This window comes from Staphylococcus sp. HMSC06C11 (assembly GCF_001808345.1).
Taxonomy (GTDB): Bacteria; Bacillota; Bacilli; order Staphylococcales; family Staphylococcaceae; genus Staphylococcus; species Staphylococcus capitis.
The window spans coordinates 102,975-121,282 of record NZ_KV793036.1; the positions used below are offsets into that span (position 1 = coordinate 102,975).

The 18,308-nt window shown below is 32.9% G+C and carries 19 protein-coding genes; 4 read left to right on the forward strand and 15 right to left on the reverse strand.

What is annotated here, in order from left to right:
* Nucleotides 1–33: 33 nt before the first annotated feature.
* The 3 genes from lip to HMPREF3154_RS03215 all read right to left on the reverse strand — a co-directional run bounded on the left by lip (nt 34) and on the right by HMPREF3154_RS03215 (nt 4,215).
* Nucleotides 34–2,337 carry a YSIRK-targeted triacylglycerol lipase gene (gene lip / locus HMPREF3154_RS03210; RefSeq protein WP_070474348.1) on the reverse strand — a complete coding sequence of 768 codons (2,304 nt, stop codon included), beginning with the start codon at nt 2,335–2,337 and terminating at the stop codon, nt 34–36.
* Between the two features lie 501 nt (nt 2,338–2,838).
* Nucleotides 2,839–2,988, reverse strand: a complete 150-nt coding sequence (locus HMPREF3154_RS11495; protein ID WP_002454386.1) for a hypothetical protein — start codon at nt 2,986–2,988, stop codon at nt 2,839–2,841.
* Nucleotides 2,989–3,465: 477 nt separating this feature from the next.
* Nucleotides 3,466–4,215, reverse strand: a complete 750-nt coding sequence (locus HMPREF3154_RS03215; RefSeq protein WP_049427071.1) for a C40 family peptidase — start codon at nt 4,213–4,215, stop codon at nt 3,466–3,468.
* Between the two features lie 118 nt (nt 4,216–4,333).
* Here HMPREF3154_RS03215 and HMPREF3154_RS03220 point away from each other — a divergent pair, with 118 nt between their 5' ends.
* Complete coding sequence (locus HMPREF3154_RS03220) at nt 4,334–4,744, forward strand: DUF3139 domain-containing protein (RefSeq protein WP_030061380.1); 411 nt, start codon at nt 4,334–4,336, stop codon at nt 4,742–4,744.
* A gap of 139 nt (nt 4,745–4,883) precedes the next feature.
* Here the strand turns inward: HMPREF3154_RS03220 and HMPREF3154_RS03225 are convergent, their stop codons facing one another.
* The 3 genes from HMPREF3154_RS03225 to HMPREF3154_RS03235 are packed head-to-tail and all read right to left on the reverse strand — an operon-like array spanning nt 4,884 to nt 7,877.
* Nucleotides 4,884–6,086, reverse strand: coding sequence for an ABC transporter permease (locus HMPREF3154_RS03225; protein WP_030061382.1), 1,203 nt, complete (start codon nt 6,084–6,086; stop codon nt 4,884–4,886).
* On the reverse strand, nt 6,079–6,765 hold the full coding sequence (locus HMPREF3154_RS03230) for an ABC transporter ATP-binding protein (protein ID WP_023349962.1): 687 nt from the start codon (nt 6,763–6,765) through the stop codon (nt 6,079–6,081). Before HMPREF3154_RS03230 ends, HMPREF3154_RS03225 begins: the two co-directional genes overlap by 8 nt.
* On the reverse strand, nt 6,762–7,877 hold the full coding sequence (locus HMPREF3154_RS03235; protein WP_030061384.1) for an efflux RND transporter periplasmic adaptor subunit: 1,116 nt from the start codon (nt 7,875–7,877) through the stop codon (nt 6,762–6,764). Before HMPREF3154_RS03235 ends, HMPREF3154_RS03230 begins: the two co-directional genes overlap by 4 nt.
* A 243-nt stretch (nt 7,878–8,120) precedes the next feature.
* On the opposite strand from HMPREF3154_RS03235, the gene HMPREF3154_RS03240 reads away from it, so the two are divergent.
* Complete coding sequence (locus HMPREF3154_RS03240; RefSeq protein ID WP_049427073.1) at nt 8,121–8,771, forward strand: YIP1 family protein; 651 nt, start codon at nt 8,121–8,123, stop codon at nt 8,769–8,771.
* A gap of 598 nt (nt 8,772–9,369) precedes the next feature.
* Here the strand turns inward: HMPREF3154_RS03240 and HMPREF3154_RS03250 are convergent.
* From HMPREF3154_RS03250 to HMPREF3154_RS03260, 3 genes are read right to left on the reverse strand one after another with little or no spacing between them, the layout of a single operon-like run.
* On the reverse strand, nt 9,370–9,924 hold the full coding sequence (locus HMPREF3154_RS03250; protein WP_030061518.1) for a TetR/AcrR family transcriptional regulator: 555 nt from the start codon (nt 9,922–9,924) through the stop codon (nt 9,370–9,372).
* On the reverse strand, nt 9,890–10,285 hold the full coding sequence (locus HMPREF3154_RS03255) for a DUF3147 family protein (protein WP_030061520.1): 396 nt from the start codon (nt 10,283–10,285) through the stop codon (nt 9,890–9,892). Before HMPREF3154_RS03255 ends, HMPREF3154_RS03250 begins: the two co-directional genes overlap by 35 nt.
* A gap of 19 nt (nt 10,286–10,304) precedes the next feature.
* On the reverse strand, nt 10,305–10,664 hold the full coding sequence (locus tag HMPREF3154_RS03260) for a DUF3147 family protein (RefSeq protein WP_002454376.1): 360 nt from the start codon (nt 10,662–10,664) through the stop codon (nt 10,305–10,307).
* A gap of 260 nt (nt 10,665–10,924) precedes the next feature.
* Here HMPREF3154_RS03260 and HMPREF3154_RS03265 point away from each other — a divergent pair, with 260 nt between their 5' ends.
* Entirely contained in the window at nt 10,925–11,560 is a 636-nt protein-coding gene (locus HMPREF3154_RS03265) for an HAD family hydrolase (RefSeq protein WP_002434582.1), read from the forward strand.
* A 66-nt stretch (nt 11,561–11,626) separates the two neighbouring features.
* Complete coding sequence (locus HMPREF3154_RS03270; protein WP_070474350.1) at nt 11,627–12,337, forward strand: SDR family NAD(P)-dependent oxidoreductase; 711 nt, start codon at nt 11,627–11,629, stop codon at nt 12,335–12,337.
* Between the two features lie 63 nt (nt 12,338–12,400).
* On the opposite strand, the gene noc is transcribed toward HMPREF3154_RS03270, so the two are convergent.
* The 6 genes from noc to rpmH all read right to left on the reverse strand — a co-directional run bounded on the left by noc (nt 12,401) and on the right by rpmH (nt 18,097).
* On the reverse strand, nt 12,401–13,240 hold the full coding sequence (noc, locus tag HMPREF3154_RS03275; RefSeq protein ID WP_030061524.1) for a nucleoid occlusion protein: 840 nt from the start codon (nt 13,238–13,240) through the stop codon (nt 12,401–12,403).
* Between the two features lie 47 nt (nt 13,241–13,287).
* A complete protein-coding gene (gene rsmG / locus HMPREF3154_RS03280) occupies nt 13,288–14,007 on the reverse strand; it encodes a 16S rRNA (guanine(527)-N(7))-methyltransferase RsmG (RefSeq protein ID WP_002454373.1) in 720 nt (239 codons plus the stop codon).
* The gene (gene mnmG, locus HMPREF3154_RS03285; protein WP_030061526.1) at nt 14,007–15,884 is read right to left on the reverse strand and encodes a tRNA uridine-5-carboxymethylaminomethyl(34) synthesis enzyme MnmG; all 1,878 of its coding nucleotides are present in this window, start codon (nt 15,882–15,884) and stop codon (nt 14,007–14,009) included. Before mnmG ends, rsmG begins: the two co-directional genes overlap by 1 nt.
* 82 nt (nt 15,885–15,966) lie before the next feature.
* Nucleotides 15,967–17,346, reverse strand: a complete 1,380-nt coding sequence (gene mnmE, locus HMPREF3154_RS03290) for a tRNA uridine-5-carboxymethylaminomethyl(34) synthesis GTPase MnmE (protein ID WP_030061528.1) — start codon at nt 17,344–17,346, stop codon at nt 15,967–15,969.
* A 157-nt stretch (nt 17,347–17,503) separates the two neighbouring features.
* Nucleotides 17,504–17,851, reverse strand: a complete 348-nt coding sequence (rnpA, locus tag HMPREF3154_RS03295; protein ID WP_030061530.1) for a ribonuclease P protein component — start codon at nt 17,849–17,851, stop codon at nt 17,504–17,506.
* 108 nt (nt 17,852–17,959) lie between these two features.
* Nucleotides 17,960–18,097 (reverse strand): 50S ribosomal protein L34, encoded by a 138-nt coding sequence (rpmH, locus tag HMPREF3154_RS03300; RefSeq protein ID WP_000240855.1) that lies wholly within the window; start codon nt 18,095–18,097, stop codon nt 17,960–17,962.
* Nucleotides 18,098–18,308 lie beyond the last annotated feature (211 nt).

Consider the following 18,308-nt stretch of genomic DNA (forward strand, 5'->3'; position numbering starts at 1 on the left):
ATCCTTTGAGGGTGTTTTTACTATGTGAAGTTATTATTTTTTAGTTAGACCATCTAATTCCTCAACTCTCATCATATTATTTATCATACCTAAATAATATTTTCCTAATTCAGCACCAGTACGTTTGAAATCAGGGAGATCAAGGCCGATTAAATCTGCATGATCCCAACCGTTTTGTACAGGTCTGACTTGCCAAACCCCTTTACTTGTAGCTGGGTTCAAGAAGCCTACTTTTTTGAATGCTTGAGCAGTAGGATATATTGACGATGATACAGGTACTAGACCGTCATTCACTCTTACATTTTTATTTTTATCTCTACCAATGATACGACTCGTTATATCCATTGCGAATAACTGTCTTACGTCTGGTATTTGAAATCCTAGAGGGCCAGTATGCGTAGCTGCACCTGTATAAGTTGTGTATACAATATTAGGGTTTAAGTTTGTCATTTTATTTAACTTTTCAGCACCAGCAGTTGTTAAATCATTAATTGCTTGATCTTCAGTATCCCAAATTCTACTATTTGCAACGCGTTCAGCATATTCTATATAGCTTTCATTTGGTTTTTGTTTAAAGCCCCATTGAGAAAAGCCTAAATTTAAATCTAGCAATCTACTACCACTTAGACGTCCTATACGATTCATTGCATCTTTAACAATTTTACGTGTACCTAATTTATCGGCAGCAGGCGTACCATTATGTGGTGTTCCTACAGTAGTGATAGTTGATATCATATTATCTTTTCCACCTTTGAAGAGATCTGATACCGTACCACCATGTTGACGTTGATAGTCTATTTCTTCTTGATTTCCATTTCTTAAGAAATGCTCCATCAAACGAATCGTTTGACCACCCATACTATGACCAACTAAATGAATTTTTTTACCAGGTGCCCAATCCGGCATAATACCTTCATATGTTCTACCATAACGATGATGACCATATTTAGCCGCATGAGCTGCACCGTAGTCTACGCGACCGCCTTTAATGTAGTAGTACAAGTCAACCGCACGATCATAGTTACTGCTAAATGCACCAATATTTGCTTCATGTACACGGTAACCTTGTTTAGTCAATTCACTTTTAATATTATATTTACCTCCACCCCAATAATTTGGGTAAAGTGTAAACGCATCTTCACCGACTAAACCAGCAAAACCATGAACGAACACGACAGGATATTGATTTTTATATTGAGCTTGTAGCGTTTGTTTAGAAAGTTTGTTCGGTTGATGAGATTGTAGTGTTTTTGGTTCTGTGGAAGTCGGTCTTTCTGTTTTATCTGTTTTAACTGATTGTTTCGTAGTATTTTTATTTTCTTGTTTCATGGATGGAGTTTTCTTAGTTGGTTGGTCTACTTCTTTTTCATTATTTTGTTCCCGAGTATCTTGTTCTTTATTTGAAGATTTTAATTGAGTTGAGTCTTTCGGGTCATCATTGTTTTCAGTAGATCGAAGTTGAGTATTTTGTGATGATTGATGGGCACCCTTAGACTGAGGATTATCATTGTCAGTTTCGTCTTTGTTGTTTCGAGACTCTTGCGTTGTTTCTTGAGGTTGTGAAGATGAGGAATTTTGTTTAGATTCTTTTGGGTATGTAGTATCACGAGTTGATAAATTATCCTCAGATTTTTGTGAGTGCTGTGAATCTGGTTTATCTTGAGGGTCTTGTTGATCTTGCGACTTAGTTGATTCTTGAGATTCAGAAGGATTATCGCTTGAGTTACTTTGAGTTACTTTATCATTTTCTGATTTGGTTTCTGTTGGTTTACTTTCTGATTCATATTGCTTGTTATCAGTAGATGTTGCGTTGTCTTGCGTAGAAGTGTTATCAGCTTTTCTTTCACTATTCTTTGTTTTTTTAGACGGAAGGACGTCTTGATTATCTAATTCTTCCTTCTTAGTATCAATCGCTTCTGATGTGTCTGGAGTATCGTTATGATTAGTTGCTTCTTTCGTGCTTTCTAATGATTGATTTTGAGAGTTTTCTTTATCTTGAGGATGTTGAGTTGGATTCGTTTGTTGTGTTTGAGTAGATTGAGTTGATTCGGTTTGTTGAGGTTGAGAATGTTGCGTTGATTCGGATTGCTGTGGTTGAGAAGTTTTTGAAGATGATAACTCAGACTCACTTGGCCGTGATTCATTTTCTTTTAAATTCTTTTGAGCAGTTTGAGTTGTTTCATTTGAATGTGAAGGTGTATTAATTTGTTGGTTTGTCTCTTCTGCGGCATGTGCTTGTTGTCCCCCAATAAAAATCGTTATACCTGTGACAATAGACACGACTCCGACAGCGTACTTTCTAATACTAAATCTTTTCTTTTCATTATAATTTTTCAAAATAATCACCTCTATAAGTTTTTTCCCTTATAAAGATTGAAAATATAACTGCTATCTTTAAATTAACATACAAACGTTTAAATTTTTTAACTTTTTTTATTAAAGTTTTGTTAAAATTTTCATTTTTATATTTTGCTTTCTTCTATATTTTCAATTTAACAAATAATTATTATAATTCGATAGATTACCTGTAATTTGATATATTAAGTACTAAATAATATGTGTGAGGTTATTTTTAATGGAGAGTTACCAACAATTTCTAAACAGCCCTAATACATTTATATGGATAGCTTTTATTTTATATTTAATTAGTAGTTTAGTCTTTTTTAGTGTCACAGTTTTCGTGGGTTTACGTCATGTGTCTCTTAAAGAAAGAATCATTACTACCTTTGTTTTAAGTATCGTTTTAACACTTACGTTGACTACACTTACTTATTGCATCGTCTCTAAATAAAGAACTGGAAAGTCTGAATTAAATAACAACTTTCCAGCTTCACTATGTTAAACTCTATAATCTTCTACATTTATTATTTCATCACATTGTTTTGCTATTAATTGATCATGTGTGGCTATTATAATAACACGGTCTTTAGCTTTTAGACTGAGGAGTGCTTTAATAATTTTCTGACAATAGTCAATTATATATTTCATTATAAAACCCACCTGCAATAAACAAGTGGGACATGTTTCTCATAAAAATTAGTAAGATTCTCTTTTGAAGTTATTTAAAATCTTTTTCACATAAATCTATCTTGTTGATAAGTATTTGTTTTAAGATAAATTGCATAAAAATATTTCTTTATGAAAATAAATAGTCTCTTTGAGTAAAAAAGAAGCTGAGACGTAATTCATTGTCTCAACCTCACTCAATATGTTGGCAGTAGATGTCTGAATTGAAAGTGCGCTTATATCAAGCTTCTTTCAATCCTAGTCATCCTTGTCGCGGGACCCCAACATAGAGAATTTCTTTAGGAAGAAATTCTACAAACAATGAAAGTTGGGGTGGGACGACGAAAATAATTTTGACAAATTATGTTTTCTGTCCCACTCTCTTTTCGATGAGTTAATATAATGATGTATTATGAGTAGTACTTTCGTATATTTTATACATTTAATACCTTAATCATTTTAACCTCTTGTATATATCCGAACCGGTTTTGACTTGATATACCGATGGAGAGCATATGGATAAATAATGAATTGTGGTTGAGAGAAAGGGCGAACTGAGGATGGTCCGGCACCATAATAATAAGATTGCCAAACAAGTTTCGAACAATATGTAGCTCCTTTTGAATATGGATTCGGCGTTATATTATAGGGCACATGATTAAAATGAGATTTCGCATAGTTTCTAGCTTTGCCTCTATATTTTTTTGATGCTCGATATACACTGATATAACGATGTTTGGGGTGTCCTTTTTTCTTTTTTAAAGTACTATATTTCCATTTTCGAAAGCTTTTTGTCCTTGTAGATTTTCCATATCCACGAGCTTCTTTAATGTATCCATTCCCTACGTAAATCGCAGCATGACCTGTGAGCCCTTTGGCGCTTACACCATTTGTGATGAAATAGTCACCTTTTTTCAAATGAAATTTCTTTTTTCTTTTACGATTTTCTCGATCTATTTGGTCTTGTTTTTGTTGTTTCTGCCATTGTTCTTCAGCTGTTCTCTCAAACTTTGCTTCTTCTTCACGATTTTTAGCTTGAATTTGCTTCCATTGTTCTTCAGTAATTGATTTAGACACAACACCTTCATCTTGAAGTTCTTTCAACGAATTAGAGTTAGTTGAGCTCTCAACTTGAGCGTCTATACTTCCTGTAGTTAAAACTGTGCCACATATTGTAGTACATAATAAACTAGTTATTAACTTTTTCATTGATTTCCTCCTATGACTTGACTGTGTTTCATTAAAAAACATATCATATAATTGTATTATTTCTTTAAATTTTACAAAATATTAACAGAATAAAAATACTTAGTTAAGGAGATTAAATATGAAAAAAGAATATACATTAAATTATATTATTCCAATAAGTATTCTTATTGCTTTAATTGTTGTCCCTATATTAATTTTCACTTTAGGTAAACATATTTATTTAAATTATCAAAAACATGAAGAAGATAAACTCGAAGCAAAAGTTCACAGTGTACTTAAGCAAAAAGGTTGGGAAAACAAAATTAAAACAGAGAAACCCAATTTCACGTTGAATACTGGAGAACGTGACGTAGTTGTTACTTTTAAAGATGAGCCCTATAATACATATCAATATGAGGTTAATGATGATGGTAAAGTAACGGGAGATGCAGAGTTAAAAATGAAATATCAAGAGCGTTTTGATAATGATAAAAAATACAGAGAATATAGAAAGCGTCATCATTTTGAGGAAAAGTATGATTTAAAATAAAAAGACCTACTCTAATATCATTAGATAAAGTAACTTCAATTAAATCAATTTTTTAATAACAATTATTAAAATTTAAGCGTGAGTAGTCAACATTAAAGTAACTACTCACGCTTTTAAGATAATTATATAGAAGCAATCGTTATTTAATAATATCAATTAATTCTTTCTTAGATGCGGCACGTGCAGGTATCCAACCGAACACAATACCGATTAGGGTAGATACACCAACAGCTAAGATTACGGATCCTAGACTGACGGAACTTTTAACCATTTCTGGCGTCACAGCATCAATTAGTGTCGCTATGATAATACCGAGTATTAATCCAATAATACCACCAATAAGACATAGGACCACACTCTCGACTAAGAATTGTATTTCTATATCTCGACCTTTAGCGCCAAATGCACGTCGGATCGCAATTTCTTCTGTACGCTCAGTAACTGAAATGTACATCACATTCATCACACCAATACCAGCAATAAAGAGTGAAATACCTGCAACTGCTGCAACAAAGTAAGTAATGGTATCTAATACTTTTCCGATACCTTTCATCATTTCTTCATTGTCTTGATAACTATATTGCCCCTCAGATGTGCCAGTACCTTTTTTATTCAGTTCTTTTTCAACTTTTTTACCAACGTCTTTTTTAGCAGAACTCTTATCCACAGTAACTAATAATTGAGGCATACCCTGAGACAAGTTACCCATATATTTATTGAATGTCTTTGTAGGGAGTTGTACTGTTGATTCTTCAGGCATACCCATACCGCCAGCGTCAATTCCTGAACCTTCAGATACACCAACAACTTTAAATCCTTCGCCATTCACATAGATAGACTTACCTATCGCATTATTATTAAACACTTTTTTCGCAAGTTTACTATCAATGACAGCGACTTTCTCTTCAGTGTCATTATCATCTTTAGTAAAACCTTTCCCTTTGTCTACATCGGTAAGCTCGTTTTGTTTTTTAAGACTGACATCACCGCCACCATGTGAATTGGTGATTTTAGCTGAATACGTGCTATCATCGTCTTCTTTTATTTTGGCATTCTTAACACCTTTAACTTGTTCTACTACACTTATATCTTCTTGTTTAAACGGATTATTCTTAGGTGCCTCCATATTCTCAGTCATAAATGAAATAGAAGCTTGATCTTTACCCGCACCCGCTTCATCAAATTGTTCATTTGTTGATTTCTTAAATCCATTACCTAAAGACATAATAGTAATGACAGCTGCGATACCGATGATAATCCCAATCATCGTAAAGATGTTTCGACGTTTATTCTTTAAAATTGAGCGAAAGGCGACAGCAATAACATTAGAAAAGTTATTCATGCGTCAACACCTCTTCCTCTCGCACACGACCATCTAAAATATGAATAATACGATCAGCTTTATCCGCTACATCACGGTCATGTGTAACCATAATCATCGTCGTTCTTTTTTCTTTATTTAGTTTAACGAAGAGTTCCATAATATCTTGAGACGTCTTAGAATCAAGCGCACCTGTAGGTTCATCAGCGATAATAAACTTCGGATTATTGATAATCGCTCTAGCGATGGCCACACGTTGTTGTTGACCACCTGATAATTTATTCGGCAATAAATCTTCTTTACCTTTAAGACCGACGTCTTGAAGACCGTCTAAAACTTTATTTTTACGCTCTTTACTCCCTATTCCATTATAAATAAGAGGGATACTAACATTCTCAAGAATGGTATTATTTTGAATCAATTTAAAGTTTTGAAAGACAAACCCTACAGTATGATTTCGAATTTCAGCAAGCTTGTTGTCTGAACTTTTTTGATAATTTTCTTTATTGAAAAGGTATTCCCCTTCATATCCGCGATCGATAAATCCTAATATGTTGATGAGCGTACTTTTACCTGAGCCTGAAGGACCCATGATAGCGATAAACTCTCCTTCATCAATATGAATATCAATATCCTTTAAAATATGATTAGATTCATTACCATTTTTAAAGTGTCGATTGATTTTTTTCAACTCAATCATGATGACACCTCAACTTTTTCTCCATCATTTAAATTACCTTTAGGATTTTTAATGACTTTATCACCTGATTTAAGACCTTTTTTAACGATAATTTGACCATTGTTTCGTTCAATTTTGATATCACGTTTATGAACTTTATGATTTTCATCAACCACGAACACATCGTTATCTTTAGTTAATACATTGTCAGGTAATTTCTTAGTATTTAAAGGAATCTTCGCATCCATAGAGAAACCTGATCTAACTGGGATATCTAAATCTCCAATAACTACTCTGTATTTAGATGTGTCGCCTTCTTTACCTCCAGAAGGATTATTCACAGTTGGATTAGAAGCTTGAGCGCCTGAACCTTCACCTTCTTCACCGCCTGCTTGAGCACCACCAGCTGCTTCACCCTCACTACCGGAATCATAACTAGTAGGAAGCTCATCAATTTTGATAATCTTACCTTCGCCTTTTTTACCTGTACTATTTACAGTAACGTCGACTTTATCCCCCTCTTTAATTTTATTAATATCAAATTCTGTAACGGTCGCATTAATTTGAGGGTTATCTGAAATTAATTGTAAAATCGGTTGTCCATCACCAACATCTGAATCATTTTTGATATTTACTTTACCATCAAATGAAGCATACATACTGTCATTCACTTGTCTGTCGTGTTGTGCTAATGACTGTTGTGCTTCGTTTAATGAGCTTTGATCTTGAGTAAGTTTAGATTGCAATTGGCTATTATTAGGGCTTTGATTAATCTTTTGATAATCATCATTCACTTGACTTTGTGCTTGGTTCACCTTATTCGCTAATTGTTCACGTTTACTAGCATTCGTGTCATAATTAATTAAACGATCCCCTTGTTTAACCTTCTGTCCATCGTCTACAGATGTACTTAAAAATGTCCCAATTGAACTGTTATTATTATATGTCTTTACAGATTTAGGAGAAGCTTTCCCCTCTAAACTGATAGGTGTTTCTTTTTTAACTGTATATGTATCGTAACCTTCACTATCTTTCTTACCTGATCCATTTACCTGTTTCACGATAAAAGCAGCGATAATTAATAATAGAATGATTGCAATTCCTATGATGATCCACAATATTTTCTTTTTCATATCTATTTCTCCTTAATAATTGATTGCAATTGAAATGATAACACAAATGTAAAATTAGTAATATTTTATATATATAAAATTTACAAAATCTTAGAAATGTTAATATTGAAAAAACATTCATTCTCTAAAATTATTATGTATAGGCAATGAAATTTAACTAAAATTTTAAATTGCTTATTTTATAAAATAGATTTAAATGTTAACATTTAAGTGATATTAATAAACAAAGGAGATATACATATTATGGAAAATCAAAATATCGATACTAAACAACTAGAAAATTCTAGCATTCCATTTGTAAATCATTTTAGTAAGTTAAGAGAAAATCCAAAATGGTTAGTGAAGTTGTTAATTTTAATAGTTTTAGCCATAATAACTGCATTCGTAAGTTACTTTGCTACAAAAGATTCTTTATTATCACAAACTAATGGTCAGATGAATTCTGGAGTTTACTTGATAATAACAATAATAACTGGTTTCTTTGGCATGCTTTTTAATGCAGGAATAGTTTTTGTGATTTTCTTAGTTATTTCTAAAATATTTAAATCTGATGCTAAAGGTAGCAGTATCTTTTCTGCTGCACTTTCATACTCAATTATAATTAATGCTTTCTCTCTTATTATCATTATTATCCAACTATTATTTGGATTAAGTATTCTTGAATATAAATTAGACAGTTTAAACATCTTCGCTAAAGGCAACAAATTTTTAATGGCATTAAACTTAACTAACTTATTAAAAGCATTTTTAACAGGCGTAGTTTATTACTCAACGAGTCGCTTATCTAAGAAAACATCTATTATATTAGGTATCGTTGCTCTAGTTTTATTAGTTGGATTTGGTTTAATAAGTGGAGCTTCTGGTCAATCAATGCCAAATATGAACACTAAATAATCACAAGAGGTACAAAAATGAATTCAGGATTAATATTATTGATAATCATTTGTTGTGGTATGTTACCAATTATTATTAGCTTGAATGAGAAAAAGAAAAAATAAGTGATATCAACCATAACCTAAAAAATCCCCTCACTATCTCGAGTAGTGAGGGGATTGGTAATATTAATGCATGAACTCTTATTAATTTAATTATACTAGATTACATAGAAATGCATAGTAGATTAATTAATTATTTTTTATTTAAAGCTCGCTTTCATTAGATGCTATTATTTTTTTGGAGGAGGATTTTGATGATTACTATACTAATAGTTTTTTTACTACTTCATTTGTTACCTGCCATATATCTTGGAATAAAATACTTTAAATTAAAAAACAATAATGCCTCAGATAAAGAATTTAAAAATCTTTCTAAATCAATGATGAGAGCAGAAAGTATCATTATTCCGATTTCAATATTATTAATGTTATTACTATATTTTATTAAATAAAAAGTTGTCTGATCATTAGATTTTAATAAACTGCATACAAATAAGAAACTAACACTTCGTTCAGTCTACCCTCTACATAAAGAACGTTCCTTATTTAAGGAACGTTTACTCTTTCGTTTCTGGGTCATACGCTTCGATAATTCTATTCAACATCTTTTCAATGTAATTTTCATCTAATGAGTCGGGTTTGATTAATATATTGAAGTAAATAGGCGAGAAGATAAGATCTATAAATAAGTCTTGCTCTTCATCTTTAATATGCTTGCTGATAATCTTTTTTAATGTTCTTCGATTACTATTAAAATAATCTGTCATAAACGTTTCTCGTGCTTCGATCTGTTGATGACTGATTAAAATTTCAATCACTGCACTACCTAATTTCGTCTTATAAATATCTTTGATTTTCACTAAAAAATGATACAAATCTTCATATAAATTGTCGCTCTCATGGATAAATATCTTTTGTGATTGTTCAACAAACATATCCATAATAATTGACGATTTATCTTTCCATCTGCGATAAATCGTCGCTTTAGAGATACCAGTATTTTCCGAAATCTGATCAATTGTTATGTCTCTAAAATGTATTGTTTCTAATAAACGGTTAATTTCTTCATAAATTTTCTTATTTATTGTTGGATCTTTCGGTCTTCCAGCCATGTTTAACCCTTCTTTTATGCGTAATAAATTCAACAATTTCAAATATAACCACTGCACTTACAAACCATACAATAAATCCACCAATAATACTAATTAACCACATTTGTGTTGATTGTAAAAGTCCCCAAGTAGCTAAAATACTAAATAATACACCTATCATACCAAAGACTGCGCCTCTACTCACATGCATTGCCATCTTATCACCAAATTGCATGCCTGTGATAAACATTGAAACTAAGAACACTGCTGGAAAAGTTGCAAAGATACCTCCGAACTCTTTCCAAGGTAATACCATTGATACAATGTAACTCACTAATACTGCTAATCCACCAACGAGAAATTTTATTAATACTAATTTCATTATTACAATGCCTCCATCATTAAATGTGTCTAACTACAAATATTGCTATAGAAATGACAAGCCAACATACAATTGAAAATATAGTCCCACTCTTGTAATTTCTTTTACCTATAAATAGTGAGGTAAAGAATACAGTAACTATACAAGATATAATTCCTACAATTGCACCTGTACTAAGATGTATAGACATTTGAATCAGTTGTTGACCTCGATGATCTATAGCTAAAGCAATCACTGCAGCAAGGTAGACTGCCGGCATAGTGGCTATAATACCACCTAACTTACCACCGACTTTATCTGCCATTACTGATGCGAGCGCAACTGCAAGACCACCTATTACAAAATGGAGAATAGCACTTGAAATCGATATACCAAACACAATAACCCTTCTTATCAATTTTAATTATTAAACGAAACGTTTCGTTTACTTTTAGTGTAAATCGATTATAGTGCGTTGTAAACATTTCCACTAAAATACCTAATTTTCTAAAAATAGTAATAGTATGTGTTTCACGTAAAACAATTATTAAAGTTTTTGCATTATCTAAAATAACTTATTTATAGTTTAGTTTGTTGCTTGATAGATTTATGTTAAAGTTTTTATAAAATCATTTTCTAATTAAGTGAGGTTAGACATTCATGTACAAAAATTTAATCTTTGATTTCGATGGTACAATTGCAGATTCTAAAGAATGTAGTATAGTTGCTACTCAAAAATCTTTTAAAGAAAGAGGGCTAGAAGAACCGACAGTAAATCTGATTGAGTATTATATGGGAATACCAATAGAAAAGTCATTCAGTTTAATGAGTTCCGTTGATTTAGATGACCATCAGTTAGAAGCGCTTATCAAAACCTTTAGGCAAAATTATAAAGAGGTTGAATCATCTTATTTAAAACTTTATAAACATATGACTGAACAACTCCAATCACTCTCAAAAGATAAACAGTTATTTGTAGTATCAAGTAAGAAAACAGATGTGCTCATTCGTAACTTAGAGATCTTAGACATAGATCACTTATTTACAGAAGTAATAGGGTCAGACAAAGTTAATCATTATAAACCTTCACCTGATGGCATCAACTATATCTTGAATAAATACCAATTAGAAAATGAAGAAACTATTTATATCGGGGACGCTATATTTGATATGCAAATGGCAAATAGCGCAAAAGTGGCATCATGTGCAGTCACTTGGGGTACACACAGTATTGAGGAATTAAAATCTGAGAATCCAACATATATCATTCATGAGGTAACTGAATTAAATTTCTAATCTTTTTTAAATTCTCGAAAATTCAATTAACATCCCTTCATCAAACATATAAAGGAGAAAATCACTTTGAGTAAAAAAGTTTTAATTACAGGTGCGAATAAAGGCATAGGCTTTGAAACAGCGAGACAACTTGGAGAGCAAGATTGGTACATATTACTCGGGGCTAGAAATGAGCAAAGAGGGATGGAAGCAGTTAATACGCTTCAACGAGAAGGAATTAACGTAAAATGGGTTAGAATAGATTTAAATCACGATGAAACAATAGATTCAGCTGCACAATACATTAGAGCACATCACAGTGATATTAACGTCTTAATAAATAATGCAGGTGTTTCAGGAAATATGCAGGCTAAGCCATTAGATGTGGATATTGATGAGTTAAGATCTTTAACAGAGGTTAATTTCTTCGGTAATTTCCAAATGATTAAAGCTTTCACACCAATCTTAGCCCGTAATAAAGGTAGAATAGTGAATTTAACCATCCCTTTGAAACCATCAAGTTTCTTCGAACCATTTAGTTACATTGCAACGAAAGAACCACTTAACTCAATGATTAAGCTCTTTGCAAGACAATTCAAGAAAAGTAAAATACCAGTCGAAATTTTCGGTATTATGCCAGGTGGAGTGACGACTGATTTAAACAATCATCAAAAAGGTCTACTCATGCGTACCGTCAGTGAAGCTGCCCAATCCATTGTAAAAGTGGTCACAGACAACCGTAATCACAATGGTAAAATCTTACTTAGAGTCACGCCTTTTAAACTATTTAAAAAGTAAATACTTTCAATAGAAAAAACGAGTTAGTGCAACAATATACTGCATTAACTCGTTCTTTTCTTACTATTTCTTATATATTCTAATTTTTATTTCATAATAGTCATCATGGTCTTTGTCTTTATGTTCAACACGTAAGCCAGACTGCTCGATGGCTTCAATACTTTTACCCACTTCATCTCTCGCTTGAGTCAAATCTTGTGAAAATTGGAAAGTCTGAGCTTTAACTTTTTCAGGACCTGTCTTTTGACGTACTTTATCTTCAGTTTGTTTAACGTTTAATTTCTGATTAATGACTTGCTCAATTAATTCTTCTTGCTCATCTTCGGGTAAAACCAAGACAGCACGGGCGTGTCTTTCAGTTATCTTTCCTTCACGAAGTCGTTTAATCACGTTAGGAGCAAGTTTTAATAAGCGTAATTTATTAGCGATGAAACTTTGACTTTTACCTAGACTCTTCGCTAATTCACTTTGCGTCGTATCTCCTATTTCAAGCAATTTTTTATAAGCTTCCGCTTCTTCAACCACAGATAAATTCTCACGTTGAATATTCTCAATTAACGCAACTACTGCCGTTTCTTCATCATTCATGTGACGAATAATGACGTCAGCTTGTGGTTTATGCAATGATTGTAATGCTCTGAATCGACGCTCACCAGCAATAATTTCAAACATATCCTCTTCTATCGGACGTACAACGATGGGTTGCAATAACCCATGTTCTTCAATCGATTCAGCTAATTCTCTTATCTTATTTGGCTCAAATACTTGTCTTGGTTGATAACGATTGGGTACGATACGTTCAATATGAATGGATTCAACATTATTATTGCGCTCTTCTTCAGTATAACCAACGATGTCATCTTTATTTTTTAAACCAAATAATTTTGAAAAAGGTTTCTTCATTATCCATTCTCTCCCTCTCAATTATTTGTTATATCATATGTCTCTTCTTAGCTCTCAAGTAGTGGAGATTTGTTTGGCGTACCTGGTTTCCTTGGGTATTTCTTAGAAGTCTGTCTACGTTTATCAATCACTATCATTTGTCTTTCGCCAGCATCCTCAGGCAATTCAAATGAAAATGTTTCTTTCACGTTTCCACCTAAAATATTAATAGCAAAGTTCGCTTCTTGCAATTCCTCTTCGCCTTTAGATGACTTAAGTGCGATAAATTGGCCACCTTTTTTAACTAAAGGTAAGCACAATTCACTCAATACAGTAAGACGTGCAACAGCACGTGCTGTAACGATATCATAAGACTCCCTGTAGGCTCCCTTACCATAAGATTCCGCACGATCATGCACAAAACTGACATCTTGGAGGCCTAACTCTGCAGCTAAGTGATTGAGAAATTGAATTCGTTTATTAAGTGAATCCACAATCGTTACCTTCAATTCAGGAAAAACTATTTTCAAAGGAATACTTGGAAATCCTGCACCAGCTCCAACATCGCAAATGCTTAATTCTCCATCGAAGTCATAATAGAAGCTAGGTGTAATTGAATCATAGAAGTGTTTTAAGTATACATCATGTTCTTCCGTAATACTTGTTAAGTTCATCTTTTCATTCCACTCAACAAGTAATTGATAGTACGTTTGGAATTGTTCTTTTTGCGTTTCAGACAATTCAATGCCATGTTCACTTAATTTCTTAGATAGCCATTCTACACTCATTATTGATTCACCCTTTGAAGTTTCCCTTGTTCTAAATAGACAAGTAAAATTGAGATATCTGCTGGATTTACACCAGATATACGTGAAGCTTGTGCAATATTTAATGGTTTTACTTCTGCTAATTTTTCTCTAGCTTCAGAAGCTAAACTATCTACTTTATTATAATCCAAGTCTTCAGGAATTTTCTTCTCTTCCATACGTTTTACTTTTTCAACTTGTTGTAAAGATTTATTGATATAACCTTCATATTTCGTTTGTATTTCAACTTGTTCTTCAACCGCATCAGGTAGTTGGTGGTCTTCTTCTAGAATCTCTAAAATCGTATCATAAGTCATCTCAGGACGACGTAATAAATCAATTGCTAAGATACCATCTTTCAAGCGTGAGCCACCTTTAGACTCGATAACAGATTGAGTGTGATCGTTTGGTTTAATACGAATGTCAGTTAAGCGTTGAATTTCATTTTGAATTTGTTGACGTTTCTCATTAAAGCGTGCGTAGCGTTCATCAGAAATCATGCCTAACTCATAACCTACATCAGTTAAACGTAAATCTGCATTATCATGACGTAGTAATAAACGATATTCAGCACGAGAAGTTAATAATCTATATGGTTCATTAGTTCCTTTAGTCACTAAGTCATCAATTAATACACCGATATATGCATCAGAACGACTTAAGATTTTCTCTCCAGTACCTAGCACTTTACCTGCTGCGTTAATACCTGCCATGATACCTTGTCCTGCCGCTTCTTCGTACCCTGACGTACCATTAATTTGACCTGCAGTATATAAGTTCTTAATTGATTTTGTTTCAAGGGTTGGCCATAACTGTGTAGGCACAATCGCATCATATTCGATTGCATAACCTGCGCGCATCATGTCTGCCTTTTCAAGACCAGGAATTGTCTCTAACATTTGACGTTGAACATGTTCAGGAAGACTTGTAGATAAACCTTGTACATACACTTCATTCGTATTACGACCTTCAGGCTCTAAGAAAAGTTGGTGTCTAGGTTTATCGTTAAAACGAACAAATTTATCTTCAATTGATGGACAATATCTAGGACCAGTACCTTTAATCATACCTGAATACATCGCAGATAAATGAAGATTATCATCAATCACTTTGTGAGTTTCACCATTTGTATATGTTAACCAACAAGGTAATTGATCTAAAATATATTCAGTCGTTTCATAACTAAATGCACGACCTACATCATCACCGGGTTGAATTTCAGTTTTAGAATAGTCGATTGTTTTAGCATTCACACGTGGAGGCGTACCTGTCTTGAATCGAACTACATCAAATCCAAGTTGTCTCAAGTTGTCAGCTAAAGTGATAGAAGGTAATTGATGGTTTGGACCACTAGAGTATTTCATGTTACCTAAGATGATTTCACCACGTAAGAACGTACCTGTTGTAACAACTACTGCTTTAGAGCGGTATTCTGTTCCAATATTCGTACGTACGCCTTTCACTTCATTTTCTTCAATAATTAACTCATCCACCATGCCTTGCATAATATCTAAGTTATCTTCGTCCTCGATTACACGTTTCATTTCTTGTTGATATAACACTTTATCTGCTTGTGCACGTAATGCTCTTACAGCCGGCCCTTTACCAGTATTCAACATACGCATTTGGATATGTGTTTTATCAATCGTTTTAGCCATTTGTCCACCTAACGCATCGATTTCACGCACTACAATACCTTTTGCAGGGCCACCAACGGATGGATTACATGGCATAAAGGCAATATTATCTAAATTAATTGTTAACATTAACGTTTTCGCGCCACGTCTTGCAGAAGCTAAGCCCGCTTCAATTCCTGCATGACCAGCTCCAATGACAATTACATCATACTCTTGAACCACTTTTTTACCTCCTTATATTCTTAAAAACTTTTCCGGAAAATGAAGACACCCTACCGTCTTATTCCTTAAATATTAAATATCATTATTTACCTAAACAGAATTGACTAAACAGTTGATCAATTAACTCATCGCTCGCTGATTCTCCAATGATTTCACCAAGTATTTCCCAAGTACGCGTTAAATCAATTTGAACCATATCCATAGGCACACCAGATTCAGCAGCATCTATCGCATCTTGAATTGAATGTCTAGCTTGTTTTAATAAAGAAATATGACGTGAGTTAGATACATATGTCATATCCTGATTTTGAACTTCTCCACCGAAGAATAAATCTCTAATTTGAATTTCTAATTCATCTATACCTTCTTGTTTTAACATAGAAGTTTGGATTAATGGCATGTCACCAATCATTTCTTTAACTTCATTTATATCTAAACGTGGTTCTAAATCTGTTTTATTAATAATTACAATAACGTCTTCGTTCTTCACAACTTCATACAATGTTTGATCGTCTTCTGTTAGAGGTTCATTATTGTTAAGAACAAATAAGATTAGATCCGCTTCACTTAATGCTTTACGTGAACGTTCGACACCAATCTTCTCTACAATATCTTCTGTATCACGTATACCTGCTGTATCAACTAATCGTAATGGTACCCCTCGTACATTGACATATTCTTCTAAAACGTCTCTAGTCGTACCAGCTACTTCAGTAACGATCGCTTTATTATCTTGAATAAGATTATTTAACATTGAAGATTTACCTACATTAGGACGACCAACGATAACGGTTGATAATCCTTCACGCATTATCTTACCTTGAGTACCTGTTTCAAGCAGTCGATTAATTTCTTCTTTAATATTCTTAGACTGTTCAAGTAAAAACTCAGTTGTGGCATCTTCAACGTCATCATATTCAGGGTAATCAATATTAACTTCTACTTGAGCGAGAATCTCCAATATGGATTGACGTTGTTTTTTAATAAGGTCACTTAAACGACCTTCAATTTGATTCATTGCTACTTTAGAGGCGCGATCAGTTTTAGAGCGTATGAAATCCATAACTGCCTCTGCTTGAGATAAATCAATACGACCATTTAAGAAAGCACGCTTCGTATATTCACCTGGTTCAGCCATACGTGCACCATACGTCATAGTTAATTCCAGTATGCGATTAATTGTTAAAATACCGCCGTGACAATTAATTTCAATGATATCTTCTCTAGTAAATGTTTTTGGTGCACGTAGCACAGATATCATCACTTCTTCGACAGTTTCATTAGTTTCTGGATCAATAATATGACCGTAGTTAATCGTATGTGTATCTACTTCAGATAATTTTTTCTTTCCTTTATAAAGTGTATCTCCTATTTCAATGGCTTGTGGGCCTGATAAACGGACAATACCGATAGCTCCTTCGCCCATAGGTGTTGAAATACTAGTAATCGTATCAAAATCCATAAGAGTCTCGCCTCCTTATTCAAGTAAAATTTCATTATAACATTGTAAATTGTTTCTCTATAAAAAGCTAACATAGTGCTTTTAAAGTATCCGAGTTAGGCTTACGTTTGTCTGAGGTAAGACTTCGGTTAGTCTTATTTAAAGCATATCCCCTACCCTACTTTATCTTTTTATTAAATACCTTAGCTATTTTTAGTACATGTTCTAAACTACCTTGAATTTCTAAAGTTGTCATATCTCTAGATGGATGCCTCGCAATAACAACAATATCTTTAGCTATAATATCTTCTTTGTGAACTTTAAAATTTTCTCTAATAGCTCTTTTAATTCTATTTCTAGTTACAGCATTACCCAATTTCTTAGAAACACTTATACCTAAACGAAAATGTTTATTTTCTTTATTATTATAGGTATAAACCACAAATTGTCTATTCGCTACAGATTTACCTTTTTTATAAATAGTTTGGAAATCTGAATTTTTCTTTATACGATATGCTTTTTCCACATAACATCACTCGCTTATTCAATTATCCATTATATGAATGTTTTTATTTCAAATGAATCTTTTTTCCTAATTAAAACGAAAAAAAAGACCACTGATGAGTCAGTGATCTTATGCTGATAAAACTTTACGGCCTTTACGACGACGACGCGCTAAAACTTTACGGCCATTTTTAGTGCTCATGCGTTTTCTGAAACCATGAACTTTACTATGTTTACGTTTATTTGGTTGATAAGTACGTTTTACCATGCAAAACACCTCCATCTGTATTCAATTATCTAATATTTCCAATTTCATACCTTGAAACTGGCTCATATACATAGATAAATTATCAAAGTATGTTGCAGCCTATAGTACTAACATACTTCATTTGAGCAATTGCTCTCTTATTGTGTCTGCTATTAAGAAATTTCTTATTTAGCTCATTATTATCTAGTCATAATTCAAGCAACTACTACAA

What these genes read in the sequence shown, in the direction of transcription:
- HMPREF3154_RS03250 (WP_030061518.1), bottom strand. Translation starts at nt 9,924, where the DNA reads ATGGCTGGAAGACCGAAAGATCCAACAATAAATAAGAAAATTTATGAA.
- HMPREF3154_RS03265 (WP_002434582.1), top strand. Translation starts at nt 10,925, where the DNA reads ATGTACAAAAATTTAATCTTTGATTTCGATGGTACAATTGCAGATTCT.
- HMPREF3154_RS11495 (WP_002454386.1), bottom strand. Translation starts at nt 2,988, where the DNA reads ATGAAATATATAATTGACTATTGTCAGAAAATTATTAAAGCACTCCTC.
- rpmH (WP_000240855.1), bottom strand. Translation starts at nt 18,097, where the DNA reads ATGGTAAAACGTACTTATCAACCAAATAAACGTAAACATAGTAAAGTT.
- mnmE (WP_030061528.1), bottom strand. Translation starts at nt 17,346, where the DNA reads ATGGATTTTGATACGATTACTAGTATTTCAACACCTATGGGCGAAGGA.
- rsmG (WP_002454373.1), bottom strand. Translation starts at nt 14,007, where the DNA reads ATGAGTGTAGAATGGCTATCTAAGAAATTAAGTGAACATGGCATTGAA.
- noc (WP_030061524.1), bottom strand. Translation starts at nt 13,240, where the DNA reads ATGAAGAAACCTTTTTCAAAATTATTTGGTTTAAAAAATAAAGATGAC.
- HMPREF3154_RS03235 (WP_030061384.1), bottom strand. Translation starts at nt 7,877, where the DNA reads ATGAAAAAGAAAATATTGTGGATCATCATAGGAATTGCAATCATTCTA.
- HMPREF3154_RS03215 (WP_049427071.1), bottom strand. Translation starts at nt 4,215, where the DNA reads ATGAAAAAGTTAATAACTAGTTTATTATGTACTACAATATGTGGCACA.
- HMPREF3154_RS03220 (WP_030061380.1), top strand. Translation starts at nt 4,334, where the DNA reads ATGAAAAAAGAATATACATTAAATTATATTATTCCAATAAGTATTCTT.
- HMPREF3154_RS03255 (WP_030061520.1), bottom strand. Translation starts at nt 10,285, where the DNA reads ATGAAATTAGTATTAATAAAATTTCTCGTTGGTGGATTAGCAGTATTA.
- HMPREF3154_RS03240 (WP_049427073.1), top strand. Translation starts at nt 8,121, where the DNA reads ATGGAAAATCAAAATATCGATACTAAACAACTAGAAAATTCTAGCATT.
- HMPREF3154_RS03225 (WP_030061382.1), bottom strand. Translation starts at nt 6,086, where the DNA reads ATGAATAACTTTTCTAATGTTATTGCTGTCGCCTTTCGCTCAATTTTA.
- HMPREF3154_RS03230 (WP_023349962.1), bottom strand. Translation starts at nt 6,765, where the DNA reads ATGATTGAGTTGAAAAAAATCAATCGACACTTTAAAAATGGTAATGAA.